This is a genomic window from Vibrio sp. OPT18 (genome assembly GCF_015163615.1).
In the GTDB taxonomy this organism is placed as follows: domain Bacteria; phylum Pseudomonadota; class Gammaproteobacteria; order Enterobacterales; family Vibrionaceae; genus Vibrio; species Vibrio coralliirubri.
The window spans coordinates 205,996-219,667 of sequence record NZ_JADDYK010000021.1 but is presented as its reverse complement, the minus strand read 5'-3'; the positions used below and the strand labels follow the sequence as shown (position 1 = coordinate 219,667).

11 protein-coding genes and 1 pseudogene are annotated in these 13,672 nt (G+C 43.2%); 1 reads left to right on the top strand and 11 read right to left on the bottom strand.

The window, feature by feature from the left end; translation table 11 throughout:
• The first annotated feature begins 208 nt into the window (after positions 1 to 208).
• The gene (locus IQQ51_RS03325; protein WP_048612554.1) at positions 209 to 1,126 is read left to right on the top strand and encodes a LysR family transcriptional regulator; all 918 of its coding nucleotides are present in this window, start codon (positions 209 to 211) and stop codon (positions 1,124 to 1,126) included.
• Between the two features lie 116 nt (positions 1,127 to 1,242).
• Here the strand turns inward: IQQ51_RS03325 and IQQ51_RS03320 are convergent, their stop codons facing one another.
• From IQQ51_RS03320 to IQQ51_RS26595, 11 genes and pseudogenes are all read right to left on the bottom strand, one after another.
• Complete coding sequence (locus IQQ51_RS03320) at positions 1,243 to 3,309, bottom strand: carboxylesterase family protein (RefSeq protein WP_193840363.1); 2,067 nt, start codon at positions 3,307 to 3,309, stop codon at positions 1,243 to 1,245.
• A gap of 197 nt (positions 3,310 to 3,506) precedes the next feature.
• Entirely contained in the window at positions 3,507 to 5,141 is a 1,635-nt protein-coding gene (locus IQQ51_RS03315) for a hypothetical protein (protein WP_193840362.1), read from the bottom strand.
• A 279-nt stretch (positions 5,142 to 5,420) separates the two neighbouring features.
• Positions 5,421 to 6,608, bottom strand: coding sequence for a BamA/TamA family outer membrane protein (locus tag IQQ51_RS03310; protein ID WP_193840361.1), 1,188 nt, complete (start codon positions 6,606 to 6,608; stop codon positions 5,421 to 5,423).
• A gap of 204 nt (positions 6,609 to 6,812) precedes the next feature.
• Complete coding sequence (locus tag IQQ51_RS03305) at positions 6,813 to 7,994, bottom strand: C45 family autoproteolytic acyltransferase/hydolase (protein ID WP_048612558.1); 1,182 nt, start codon at positions 7,992 to 7,994, stop codon at positions 6,813 to 6,815.
• Positions 7,995 to 8,305: 311 nt separating this feature from the next.
• Complete coding sequence (locus IQQ51_RS03300) at positions 8,306 to 9,169, bottom strand: delta-class carbonic anhydrase (protein WP_193840360.1); 864 nt, start codon at positions 9,167 to 9,169, stop codon at positions 8,306 to 8,308.
• A gap of 357 nt (positions 9,170 to 9,526) precedes the next feature.
• The gene (locus IQQ51_RS03295; protein ID WP_193840359.1) at positions 9,527 to 9,988 is read right to left on the bottom strand and encodes a hypothetical protein; all 462 of its coding nucleotides are present in this window, start codon (positions 9,986 to 9,988) and stop codon (positions 9,527 to 9,529) included.
• Between the two features lie 137 nt (positions 9,989 to 10,125).
• Positions 10,126 to 10,503 carry a VOC family protein gene (locus tag IQQ51_RS03290; RefSeq protein WP_193840473.1) on the bottom strand — a complete coding sequence of 126 codons (378 nt, stop codon included), beginning with the start codon at positions 10,501 to 10,503 and terminating at the stop codon, positions 10,126 to 10,128.
• Positions 10,504 to 10,627: 124 nt separating this feature from the next.
• Positions 10,628 to 10,818, bottom strand: a pseudogene (locus tag IQQ51_RS26600) (hypothetical protein); the annotation flags it as partial.
• Between the two features lie 47 nt (positions 10,819 to 10,865).
• Entirely contained in the window at positions 10,866 to 11,912 is a 1,047-nt protein-coding gene (trpS, locus tag IQQ51_RS03285; RefSeq protein WP_193840358.1) for a tryptophan--tRNA ligase, read from the bottom strand.
• A gap of 251 nt (positions 11,913 to 12,163) precedes the next feature.
• Positions 12,164 to 12,964 carry a hypothetical protein gene (locus IQQ51_RS03280; protein ID WP_193840357.1) on the bottom strand — a complete coding sequence of 267 codons (801 nt, stop codon included), beginning with the start codon at positions 12,962 to 12,964 and terminating at the stop codon, positions 12,164 to 12,166.
• A 252-nt stretch (positions 12,965 to 13,216) separates the two neighbouring features.
• The coding region (locus IQQ51_RS26595; RefSeq protein WP_228012659.1) for a pyridoxal-phosphate dependent enzyme at positions 13,217 to 13,672 on the bottom strand (456 nt) is incomplete at its 5' end.

Genomic DNA, 13,672 nt, shown 5'->3' with positions numbered 1-13,672 from the left:
CGACAAACGTTGCCGATACGGGTTATCAAATGATTGATATCGAAATCGCACCCTATCAATAACAAACTCCTGTACCGCTGCGCTCCCCCCTCCCCCCAATACCTATTCTGCCCAACTACGACGCACATCATAGTTGGGCATATGAATTACCTAATCCTACGAATATCTGATACGTTATACTTAATGGACTAACAATTGAGTACAACGTATGAATTTTAGTATTGAACAGTTACTCGCCTTTGTGACCGTTTACGAAGAGCGTTCATTCAGCAAGGCTGCTGCCCGATTAAACAAACACCGTACAACCACTGGCCAAGTCATCAATAACCTTGAAGACGTGCTAGCTGTTGAGCTATTTGAGCGCATAGGTCGCACAGTAGAACCGACTGAAGATGGTAAGCTTCTTTATCACTACGCTAAGTCTGCGATAGAGCAATCTCGTATCTTCGATAATATCGCGCTAAGCCTCTCTTACGGTGGACTGGAAAGCATCAACTTTGCCTATCCAAGTATGACTCCACATCGCCTGCTCTCTTCCATACGAGCCCAACTCGACCAAGACTTTCCAAACATGAAGGTTAACTTTCTGGTGAGAACAAAGAGCCAAATTGAACAAGGCTTAGCAAGTGGTGATATTCACTTTGGCTTGGTGATGATCGACAAAGGCAAAGGTATGTACAGTAAGGACTCGACCTTTATTGGCCATATCGAGTTTTTGCCGTTTGTGAAAAAAGGAGGCAAACTCTCCCAGCTTTCGCCAACAGAAGCATTAACCGCTTTACGCAGCACACGTCAGTTCGTTTTGAGTGCGTTTAAAGATGAAGGCCTCAAAGAGAAGCTCTTAGTATCAGCGATACACGAAGAAGTTGATCAACTTGCCTTGGTTATAAAGTTGGTTCAAGACGAGCTCGGTTGGGCGTGGCTACCGAAGGTGTTGTCAGAATCACCCTATGTAACTGAAAGCTTGGAAACACTGGAGTTAGACCAACTGAAGATGGGAATGAAATTCTCGTTTGCGCTATGGAATCCACATTCAAAACAGATCATGGAAGTGAAAAAGTCGATCATGACAGCGACAGATGCCTACGTCGAACGCTTTATTGCACTGCAGAACCCATTGAATTAAAAGCGCTAAAGTAAGCATGGCATTGATGCACACTTGCTTATGATACAAACAAAAAAAGTGATCCTAATGGATCACTTTTTTTGATTGGTTAGTTGATTAGATAGATAGTTAAGTAGTTAGAGATAATTGGCGATGAGATTAAGGTCTTCTAGGCCATCTAATCGTCCATTTCGCAATACCGGGTCGACACCTTGCTGGAAGTAATTATCCCAGTCTAATTCTAGGTGGATACTGCCTTCATTATCTATCGACATAACACTGTCGGTCGCTTCGCTATATTGGTAATCACTAAACAGCGCAGCACTGAACCAAATTCGTGACAACTTGCTCATCAGTGCTTTGTCTTTCTTCGACGGCGATACTTCTTCACCATCCAATTTAAACGGCTTGTTGAACACAAATGGCAGCTCTGAGCCATTACACGCACCACTAATACAAGAGACGGTTTTTAATGCATCTGAAATATCGACGCTTCGCTCTTCGCCCTTGGTATTGTAAGCCCAAACATTGAAGCTCGGTTTGTAGTCAAACAGGTAAAACGTGACGGGTTGTTGCGATTGCTTTGCTTTAATACGTGATGGGCCACTAAAGAGCATGTCGTTCATCATCATTTTGAACTGCCCCATATTTCGCATTGCATTATCGAGCTCACTTTCGTCATTTGGATAAAAGTCGCTAAGCGACAGTAGCTCGCTTGTACTGTTTCGATTTTCAAGTCCAAAATACAATTGACTCACCGCTTCGTAAGCCGATTTAGGCAACACGGCAAGCAGATCTTCCAGTTCAAGTTGTATGGTGGCTTCGCCATCTGCCGATGCAAATAGCGAATCAATATCTATTGATGCCTCATCACTTTGCACCCAGTTTTGAATCGCATTAATCCAGTCTTGAGAGGTGGCGTTACCACTTAGCAGCTCTGGTGATTGTTCCAACACCAAATCGAGTATTTTAGGAATAAGAAACGTCAGAGTTGGCAACATACTCATCGTGTTCGAGTCTTTTGCGTTAACGCCGATTACCGTTGGAACGATAAAATCGGACTGATACGGTTGTGCTGCATTTTGACTGCACGCCCCGAGTAGAGATGTCTTTTCACACGCCAAATAAGGTGAGAAAGGCATTAATGTCCCCATGGGTGTATGGTCTGCCTTACCTAATGATATTGGTGAATATTCATTTACTAATGGCAGAATACTTTTAAGTAGCCAATCTTTGATACGAGTTGTCGGTGACAATAACGACTCTTGTGTGCGCAATACTTCTTCCAAAGATGCGTCAACAAGCTCTAGCTCGTCGTCTTGGCTCTTCGCAACATCGTAACTTCGGTATTCAAAACCATACGGATTACTTTGCATGATACTACGTTGAAAATAGTCATTAGCCTGCCCTTCTTTCTCTGCTTGCTGCTGCAATATCGATACAGACATCGCGCCTGATCCTTGCCCCATCAACGTGACATTCTGAGCATCTCCACCAAATGCTTCTATGTGTTGGTTTACCCACTCTAGCGCAGTTTGTTGGTCACCAATGCCGAAGTTACCACTGTTGTTTTCACCTTTAACCCAATGACTTCCCAGTACGCCCAGTCGGTAATTCAATGTAATGAAAATGAACGAGTTAGTCTCTGCCGATCCTTGAGCCACAATCGTGTCTCCATGAATAAGCTTGGCAGACCCCGAGCCGTACTCAAAGTCTCCACCGTGTATAAACAGATAGACAGGTAAACCATCCCCGCTTTGTGTTCCCTCTGGGCGCCATAGGTTCAAGTTGAGACAATCTTCAGACTGCGATTGAGCTGTTGCCTTTAACTGTGGGCATGCGTCACCAAACTCGGTTGCATCAATCGTGTTCTCTAAATAGGTCAGTTCACTATGGGCAAAGCGATTTGCATGGCCAAATTGAACGCCTTTAAAAGCTTCAATATCAACCAAGCTCTCTTCGCCTTGAGTGTCTTGAATCAAAACGGATTCTTGCAATGCCTTTAGCGTCGCGTTGCCAACATTCGCGGTGATTATTTTCGCAGGCTGCGGCATCAGTTGTGGTTGCTCTGGCGTGGTTCCTGAGTCTGAACTTTTGTCTGAACCACACCCGATAAGAAGTGAGGTAATGCCGAGAGTAAGTAACGTTTTATTATTAAAATGAGAACGCTGATTTCGTTTAGCTGCTGGTAATTTAAAAGTCATGGTTGAGCCTGCATTTGGTTATGTTTATTGCTTCACAATGCGAACTCCCTGCGCGTTATACTTTCCATTGAATCGTTATTTAGTCGGTATTCAGTTATCAGTGTTGGGTTAATGAAACGAGTTTATGTCATAAAAACACATCCAGTTAATCTCCTATGACGGATGAAACCCTCTCCACAAACACTCACATCTCATGCTTAAAATCGATAGCCAAAATTGACCGTCATCGAATCTCGCGTTTCACCTTTGTTATAAAGAAAGGTCAAATTGTAGTTCTTACCTAATTGTTTATTCACACCCACCAAATACGCCCACTGAGATAAGCTCACACCAATGTCATAATCAAATTCCAAGTCACCCGCAACCACATGCCCTGCCATTCTTGAATCCAAACCTTGGTACTCAGCACCAACAAATAGCTGAGTACGATAATCAACAAGTTGATAGCCAAGCATTGGCTGAACAGTCACAATGCCATCTCCCCAATTGTCAGTGTCTTTTAAACGCGTTTTTGTATAACTGCCCGATACAGAAGCAAAAAATTCTTTATATCCCACGGACAAAGTTGTCCCTAAGCCCACGACGTCATACTCCAAACTCAACGGAATTTTCACACGACCCGTTTGGCAAAGTGCCGACAACTCACTACAAAATGCATCCCCAAGGTGTGGTAGTTTGTTGTTTAATTTATCTCGGAGAAACTCACCCGCCTCACCAGTGTATTCCGCATCAACTTGAGCATCGACGTTGATTTTTCCAACCAAACCATAAACATTCCAAAACGGTAATATATTGAGATCAGCTCTAAGCGTTAAACTTTCAGCATTAACAGCTCCGATGCTAGCGTAAGGGTCGAAAAGATCATTCAAGCCCACACCTTGAATCACGAAATCAGTGAATGGGATGTCCATGTTCTGGTTCCTGTACGCGACAGACACACCAAAAGGCAATGGCAAATCGATTCCTTGGCGGCGAACCATATCGCCCATCAAAGGAAACACTCGGTCTAGCACAACACTCTCTTCTCTCATTCGCGGATCCGATACTTGCTCAAGCATTTTGTGGTCTAAGACTGTCACCTCATTTTGGTCATCATAAATAGCAATTGGACGAATCATCGTGTTCATACGCACTGGCTTATCGCGCTTTTTACCTTCAACTTCGATGTGCTTACTGTCGATAATAAGCTTTCCTGACTCGAGTCTTTTAAAATCAAGTCGTTGTAAGTAACTCTCTATTTGGTATCCATTGAATTTAAACGGCTGATCGTTATAGATACTCATCGTCTGTGGCTGCCCATTAACGAGTTCAACTTTCACGCTTAAATGACGGAAGTACGAAATATCCTGCGGTAATGCATACTTTGAGTACTCAAAGAAGATATCGACACGGCCATTGCCATGATCCTTAGCTTTAACTGAATACGGATCGTAGCTCTCAGCGTAATGCCTCAGTCGATATTCGGTTCTGACAAATGCTTCAATTTCATCGATGACTTGCTCTTGTTCATCAAGGTCATCGGGATTGTATTTAATTCGCAGATCAATGTTGCCTTTGGTATCGGTGTTCTTCACTAAGAAGACTTTTGATTCACGAACGTTGTCTCCAATTACAATTTTGCGAGTCGCATATTCAACCAAGTGTTCGCCTTGCATGAGAGAACTCATGGCCAACTTAGGAATGTCTTCACTGAGCGAATAACGTTTGAAAATCTCTTTACCAGGATGATCAGCTTTCGATTCAGCTGATAGCGCTGAAAACGAAGCCCACCAAAAAAACGGGGTTGCGAACAAAACGAGGGTTCTAAAGCTGAACAGATTAAATATTTTCATTATTTGAGTGCCAAATACTTCCACCAAATACCTAAAGCCATAGATAAGGCAGATTAAATTTAATGAGTGAACCCTCCTGTTCACCAAATCATAACGACCATCAAACCTTCGATATCAGAATGAAGCTTCTTTGGTATGGCTACATTTTACGGTCTATTTTCCCATCCCTTGAATCATGTATGATGGACCAAACCCATCACTAAAATGGAAGCTGCTGTTAATAACCGTTATTAGCCGTTAGTAAAAAGAGTCTTAGACTTAGACTGGTATTTTGAATATTTAAAAACCACTCCCTAAGCTAATATAGAAAGCGTTTTCGTCGTCGCTTCGAGCCAAGTCCATACCAATTCGTAACCCATATCGGCGAGCTATCTGATATCGAAACCCGACACCATAAGCCCCTACTGTTTGGTCTTGGCTAAGTTCTGCTTCTTCTCTCGCCTGACCGTATCCATAAAACCCAGACACATTCCAACGATCATCAATGTCGAAAACAACTTGTGATTGGAGAGTGGTAATCTCATCCCCTTGATATCGATACGAAGACACGCCTCTCAATTGGATATACGGTTGAGTGGTTGGCGAAAGAAACAATTCATCTGATTGAAAGTTTTGATAATTGGCCGCAAAAGCCAGCGTCCATTGTGTTGCCAATGGGACATAGACTTCCCCTTCGACATCTAACTTTCTGTATGCTTGATCACTGCCTAACTTTTCATCGTAAACCATGTAATCAGCTGAAAATTGATAGCCACTGGTTGGGTAAAATAAGTTATTGCGCGTATCGTAATCTGCAGTCAATCCTAAACCCGAAGTCACGATGGTTTGACCTAAGATGTACTCCATCAACTTATCAACGATCTGACTGTCAGAAGTTATCTCGGTATAAGAAACGAACTGTTTAACGCCCAACATAAGAGGCGTATCAGCCACTCGAAATTGGACTCCTTGCTGCAAAACAACACCACGAGTCTCAGTTGAAAACTCTAAAGGTTGGATGTCCGTAGACTTGTTATTTGGGAGCTCTAGTGACAAATCTTTATAGATACTAAGATTCATTTGCCCGGTCCCTACACCACCCGTGTAACGAATGGTATCGTTCAACCATGTGTGACGATGCCCAACAAAAGCAAACCACGACCCGTTTTCTGTACCCGCTGCCCCTAATACTGTTATCGCACCAGGAACAAGCTGTGCGCCTCCATCGATAGCATTGAGTGCCGCTTGTTTTCTTTGCTGTTTCTGTTCGTCAGTTTCATGCATGAATACGCCGACCAGCCCCCCGCCATAACCAACGGCAGGTTCGGTAATCAAAACCGGTACGGGTAAGAAGCCCACAGCGTTTTCTGCAATGTGGTGACCCATATCGAATTGGTCGTCCACAGCATCGAAAAATGAGCCATAAGAAACGGAAGAAAAAAGAGCGCCGATTAGCGAGACAGAATGAAACAATTTAGATTTAATCATTTTTGCACTTTGGTTTAATGGCAGAGTTTACGCCTGCTGGTTAAGCTTCCATGCAATGATCGGATTCGTCTATTAAAGTCCGACGAGGAGTTTGATAAGCGATTGATGACGTTTTATTGAGGCCGGTTTACGAGGTGAGCCTACAAAAAGAGGAAGGCTATGTGCTTATACAAACACATTAGCCCTACTCACTGAGTGATAACGTTACTTGTTGTTAAACAAAGACTTCACATCAATATGAGCCCAGTTGGTGTCGCTGCCAAGCGCAGGAAGTTTCACCCACATTTGCAGCTCATTTAAGTCAGCTACGACTTGGTAGTTAGTTAGATCCACATCTTGATTAGTTGGCTTAGTCACACCACCATTTTCTTTGAAGCTGCCATCTTCGTTATACAGTGGTAAGTCAAAGATGTTACGCATTGCCTCAGCATCAATGTGACCGCACAGGTCATCATGGCGTGCATTTAAGTTATCAAAACGTTTTAGTGAAAAGCTTTGAGTTTCACGGATACCCAAACCCCAATCTGGGTTTAAGAACGTATTAACCGTCGCAAACGAGCTAGCGTCTTTATCGCTGACGCGTTTTCTGTTTTCTTGGATTGTGTTCTCGTAAGCACAAGCCTGACCGCTTTTATCCGCTAACATCCAGATTGAAGCAATATCAGTACGTGACGCTTGGAAGCGTGAGCTAAGAGCTTCGATCGAATCAGATTCCGCCATGTAATCGACCACTGAGTTTAAGAAAGATGGCTTCTCAACCGATACAATATTGCCGCCCATTGATGTACCGTCATGCAGATCGGTATACACACCCTTGTCGTTAAAACCAGTAACCATCCACTGCCAACCCGGCCAGCTCACATTCACTAATGCATTTGAACCATCTGTTGGGTTATAAACCGTTGTATAGATTGGGAAGTCTAGGAACAGATCACTCCAGTCCATATTACGACCAACAACCGAATGACCATCGACCGTGCTTTCGCCCCAAGTCGCTAATGAAGAACAACCAGAGAATGAGTGTAGCTTTCCAAGGTAAATCGCCATTGGACCGCTTTGGTCTAGCACGATGACTTTTTCCAGTGGCCAGCCTAGACCATCTGCTACACCTTGGAAGTATTGCTTGCGACGTAAAGAAAGTGCTGCGAAAACGCGAGTGCCAAACAATTCATATGCTTCTTTTTGGCTGATTAGCCCTTTATCAAATTCAGGCTGAACGATAACGTCGTACATCGCTTGCATGTGCTCTTTTGACAAGTTTCCGTACTGCTTGCCCATTTCATACCAGCTGCCGTTAAGCTGCAGGACGTAAAGCATTTCCTCGCCAGTTTCAAACATTGTGCCGTTTTCAAATTGTGCTTTAGTAGTAAGTGTTGAAGTGTTCATAATGACCTCTATTTATCTAAGTAAGTTGGTTTGTTTCTTTAAGATGGGCTCATTATATGGACGATTTTTAAATACCAACAATTCGATATGACGGACGAAACTCATCCAAATATATATAAGTACGAGCGCATGAGACCAGAGAACACGCCTATAGCAAACACGGATTGGAACCGAAGAAGCAGTAAAGAAAGAGAAAGGATATAGCTAGGCGTTTACCCAATACATAAAGGGCATGTCACCCATAAAATACTGAGCCAAACAAAAAGGCGAACCTATTGGCTCGCCTTGATCATTTTATTGGTCAGAATCGTTTAGTCATTACGAATAGGTGATAACAGCTCAGGGTTAACCACCAAGTTTCTCACACCGTGGGCGTGGTCTTCGTTAAAGTCATTGCCTTCACACCAGCTCCCCACTGTCGCGATGTTTACTTTCGCTACTTGTGGACGAACGCTCCATGTTACTTGGAAAGGTGAACCTTGCTCATTATAACCAGGACCCGTTGTAGAGCCTGCGTATTGAATCGCTGAGCCCGTATCTTGTGGGATGTTTGGTGCTTGGTGTAAGCCGTTCACTTTTGAATGTTTAGCGAGCGCTTCAAAGTCGAGTGCTTTGTCATCATTCACTAATACGTAAACTTGGGTTTCTACACGCAGTTGCGGGTTGGTAATCGCGTCGTTAAAACAAGCGCCCAATGTTTCACCCGGTTCAACTTGCGCCGTTGAATAAACATAGTGAACTTCAATTGTGTCACCCGAATGCAAAGAACCATGCTCGCTCGGACAAACCTTGCCCTCAAATGGTTTCAGCTCAGCAGAACTCAGTTTTCCTGTGTATTTAAAGCCACTCTGGAATCCCTTACCATCACCGTTACCAGCATATTGAGTAAACTCGCCGCCTTTATGCTCAGCATTTTTATGGAAGTGAATATTACATAAGTTCATCGCTGTTGAATCAGGGGCATCCGAAAACAGTCTAGTATTTGTACCTTCTAATGAACCCAAATCTCGTGGAGCTTGCGGTCCAAAACCTTGTCCTTGGGTATTTTCAGAAAGCTTCGCTCTTTGTTCTGCGATAACACCATCTGATACAGACTCATGGTTCGCGTCTGATGCATTTGCATGAGTAGATAAAATCACCATCGCGACACTTAAAAACACACTCTTATTCTTCATTTTTCTTCCCTAGAATATTGATAACTAAACCTAAACCGACTTAACAGCAAACATCTTACTATGCTCGTAAGTGAATATAAGACTTGTCTTTGTAAGATTAGATTTCATTGCGTACTTTAGGATGAGTATTAGAACCCTTGATGCATATAACAAGTCAAACAGGGTAAATTCGGCGACTCCCTTCCAGAACTAATAATTTCCTATTTTCGTTAACCATCGCCTGACTCAGCGCTCAGACAAATGAACACGATTCTTAGGAAGAACGATGGCCAGATTTAGAAGATCAAAAAAGGCGAACCACTTGGCTCGCCTTCACGTCTCATTCTATCTATTAGGTTGGTGTTCTAGGTTAACGATTTAACCATTACCGGTGGCAAATATCCCAAACGTCATGACGTTCAATGCATCTGTCACGCCCTCTAGTGATTTAATCACGGTCTTAGTCGGTTGGTTATGACGAATAAAATAGCTTCCGATTCCTTTTTCACTCCCACTCTTAGCATCGCTTTCAGTTGTTTCTGTCGCTGCTACTTGAGAAGGCTGCACTGATTCTGGCTCTGCATTAGCGTGATTTATCGTGTCTTTATTTGAATCAAGGTTAGTAACTGGTTGATGATTAACGATTGAACCATGGGAAGAATCAACGCTGGTCTCAGCGTTTGTATCCTTTGAAGTCTCGAGATTACTCTCTCCCTCTACACTTTTCGACATCGCGTCTTCGTTGCTCAATATCTCGTCGTCTAGCTGATGATTACTCGTTGAAGAACAGGCTGTTAAGAAGAACAGGCTAACGATGAATATGAGTATGTTTCTCATCATAATGATAAAGCACGAATTAATAAAACATTGTTCGATTGTATTTTATTTGGCTGACGACATCCAGTGATAAGCTGAGTAAACACGAAAAGTCGCATTCTTGAAGAGTAAACAAAAGCGTACGGGTTTAGTGCATAAGACTAATAATTCGAGAGCTCAATCAGGTTGCCATCAGGATCTCGAACATAAACAGAGACAATTTTTCCTATTGCACCGGTTCGTGGTACGGGCCCTTCTTCTATCACGACACCTTGCGCTTGGATATGTTCGACAACTTCAGCAATTGGTGTATTGGTAACAAAGCACAGGTCTGCACTACCGACCTGAACACGCCTTGCCTTTGGCTCGAACTCGCTGCCACTGAGGTGTAAATTGATCTTTTGTGTCCCAAATGACAACGCCAACCTGCCCTCACCAAATTCGATGGGCTTCATTCCAAGCACCCGTTGGTAAAAGTCGACTGTAACTTGCAAATCACTCACGGTTAATACCAAATGATCCAGCTGACTGATTTCCATCATTACCTTCCTGTAACTAAGAGTGATAAGGGCTTATTAGCGGTGACTAGGCATAGTTAGATGAACAATGTCATTCTACAACCCACATAAATCATAACAGACATGTAGGTTGGAATTACTTAAGTTAGTCTTCGCGCTTACTGAGCGTGTAGGAAACTAAACTATCATCACCTACCTTGAACATCCAAACATTCTCGCCATCTACAAATTGAAATTGAAATTGATTGACTCAGTCGGCTTTAATTTACCAATAAATTCAGACAATACTGGCTCGTTGATAATAAAGCTTCCTTCTGAAATATTCGCATCCAGATCGCCCTTTCACTCTCCCGTCGTTTGGCCCGTCACAGATACAACCAGTGCTAGATAATATTCAGACCAAAGACGTTTTTTACATCGAACAATACTTTTTGCGTTCTTTCCCTAGAGACTTGGGTGCCATTGCGTAAAATTTCGATGAGTTGCGCTTTATCATCCAGTAACTCTGATCTTCTTTCACGAATAGGACGAAGCATCTCTTGCAGGCACTCTTCCAACACTTTCTTAGTTTGTCCATCGCCTAGCCCACCTCTTTGGTAATGCTCTTTTAGTTGACTGACATAGTTAGTGTCTGTGTGAAAAGCATCAAGGTAAGTGAACACGATATTCCCTTCTACCTTGCCTGGGTCTTCAATTCGTAGATGATTTGGATCGGTATACATGGATTTGACTGCAGCTCTGATCTCTTTCTCTGTCGCACCAAGATTAATGGCGTTACCCATCGATTTAGACATTTTACTTTTACCATCGGTACTAGGGAGGCGAGATGCATTGCTGAGAAGCGGTCTGCATTCATTCAAGATTGGTTTGCCAGCGAGCGAATTAACCTTTCTTACAATCTCATTGGTTTGTTCTAACATCGGCAGTTGATCATCACCGACAGGCACTAAAGTCGCGTTGAAAGCGGTGATGTCTGCCGCCTGTGAGATGGGATAAGTGAGGAAGCCTGCTGGAATTGAACGTCCAAACTCTTTGTTCTGAATTTCGCTTTTGACCGTTGGATTACGTTCCAAGCGAGCGATAGAAACAAGATTACTGTAGAACATTGTGAGCTCAGCTAACACCGGTAGCTTTGATTGCAGACAAATCGTGGTCTTGGTCGGGTCGATACCCACCGCAAGATAATCAGCGACCACATTAAGAATATTGGACGAAACCTTCGAAGGATTATGGGCGTTGTCGGTAAGCCCTTGCATGTCGGCAACCAATATCGTTTGGTCGTGAATATGCTGCAAAGAAACTCTTTGTTTAAGTGAACCGACGTAATGACCCAAATGCAAAGGCCCAGTTGCTCTATCGCCAGTCAGAATGATTTCAGGCTTGTTGGTATACCTGTTGCTGTCGATATGGCTGTTTGAGTTAGTATTCATGGTGTATCTCCAAGTTAGAAAGGCTACTGGAGATAAAAAGAGGCGACATTTTTGATGACATTCTTAGCTACCGTCCAGCAGCTAAAGAATGTGAGTATTCCGTGCTGCTCTGTTAAGAGCACCACCAAAAGAAAATTGAAGTTGAAGCAGAATTAAATTTCATGGTTAAAACCTATCAACAATACAGACGAGCGACAACTGTTATTTACGCGCACCAAGAAAATAGGTTTTAAGATTAACAGGTTATAGGCTTAATCTTTACTGGAACACAGTTCAGTGATTCGGTCACACATAGCTTGGTTGACTGTGAAGTGGGTGTTGAGGAATGCTAGTTGAGCAAGTGCCGATTCAGCGGTGCGCTCATAGCCTTGGGTAAAGGTTGGTAGCAATTGGGCAAACTTAGGAAAGCGTGCTTCTAGCCTTCTATCCGACATAAATTCATCAACGAATTCAGGCTCAGACTGTTCAGTTTGATCCACAAGATCAATCAAACGATCGAGTGCGTAAGATTGAACGAACCTACTACCCGACAGCTTTTCGCCTCGGTTATAACGAGACATACCCACATAAAGATTGGTTAGTGCCTCACCAATGATCCACTCTTGGGCGTTTGCGTGTGCCTCGCCTTTTGCTGGTGGAACACAACACTGCGTATCAAATTCAGGTTTTTGCCAAACAATGCGCCCTTCAGCAAATGGGATATGCGCTAACTCGTGGGGTTCAAACACCGCAAATTCGCAAAAGATTCCGTCAGCGTACAGAACTTTATAGCCATCGACGGTATTTCTCACTGCGTAGTCGATTGGGTGAATATCAGATAGCCAATGCAAACTGTCTAAGAAATACTGCTTGTGCCCTGTTTGCACTATCGCGAAAAAATCGACATCTGAATACTGATCAAGTCGCTCGGTTTCAATGCCTACTGAGCCCAATCCCAGCAAAGCATGAGCCTTACCCGATGCTTCCAAAGACTCCCCAATCGCATCTAAACGCTGTAGCAATTTATCTGGTGTGTTTATGTGTCTTGTCTGCATCACTTTATCCGTTTGCATTGTTCAATCCCTATCAAGTTGAATGCCACTCAACCTAACTGATAATTAGAACATCTAAGAAGCTTAATTTATAAAATGTGTGTTTTGGATAACGATCTGCGCAAGTTATTGTTTGAATTACGGTGGGATTTATAGGTGAGAAAGAGTGTGTTCAAGCTATAAACAACACTCTTCTATCATGACTTATTTTTTGACCGCTTGTATTTGTAACAACGGATATTTACAAACAATTAGACGATAAACGCTTTAAGGCTAAACCGACGACTTCGCTAAGTAAGCTGCCATTTCTTGTGGTGGCACCATGCCTCCACCTGTCGCCCAAACAAGATGAGTGGCATTGGCTAACGTAGAATTATCGATGCCTAACCTTTCCAGATACTCACTATTTTGCTCAACATGAATCGCACCCGGCATACCCGCTAGCGCTGAAGGCTCAAGTTGAATGCTCTCTGCTTGGTTCAGTTCGCTTAACAATTGATACATGCGTTCGTCGGTTAATGTGTAATAACCATCAAGCAAACGCTCCATCGCGCGACCGACAAATCCAGATGCTCGACCCACCGCCAAACCATCCGCAGCTGTTAAGTTATCGATACCAAGATCTTGAACCTCAATCTCATCATGCAACCCCGTATGAACACCGAGCAACATGCAAGGGGAATGAGTCGGTTCAGCAAAAATGCAGTGAACATCATCACCAAAGGCCAT

Coding starts and splice junctions, on each gene's coding strand:
- IQQ51_RS03280 (WP_193840357.1), bottom strand. CDS start 12,964: ATGCAAACGGATAAAGTGATGCAGACAAGACACATAAACACACCAGAT.
- IQQ51_RS03290 (WP_193840473.1), bottom strand. CDS start 10,503: ATGGAAATCAGTCAGCTGGATCATTTGGTATTAACCGTGAGTGATTTG.
- trpS (WP_193840358.1), bottom strand. CDS start 11,912: ATGAATACTAACTCAAACAGCCATATCGACAGCAACAGGTATACCAAC.
- IQQ51_RS03300 (WP_193840360.1), bottom strand. CDS start 9,169: ATGAAGAATAAGAGTGTGTTTTTAAGTGTCGCGATGGTGATTTTATCT.
- IQQ51_RS03305 (WP_048612558.1), bottom strand. CDS start 7,994: ATGAACACTTCAACACTTACTACTAAAGCACAATTTGAAAACGGCACA.
- IQQ51_RS03295 (WP_193840359.1), bottom strand. CDS start 9,988: ATGATGAGAAACATACTCATATTCATCGTTAGCCTGTTCTTCTTAACA.
- IQQ51_RS03315 (WP_193840362.1), bottom strand. CDS start 5,141: ATGAAAATATTTAATCTGTTCAGCTTTAGAACCCTCGTTTTGTTCGCA.
- IQQ51_RS03325 (WP_048612554.1), top strand. CDS start 209: ATGAATTTTAGTATTGAACAGTTACTCGCCTTTGTGACCGTTTACGAA.
- IQQ51_RS03320 (WP_193840363.1), bottom strand. CDS start 3,309: ATGACTTTTAAATTACCAGCAGCTAAACGAAATCAGCGTTCTCATTTT.
- IQQ51_RS03310 (WP_193840361.1), bottom strand. CDS start 6,608: ATGATTAAATCTAAATTGTTTCATTCTGTCTCGCTAATCGGCGCTCTT.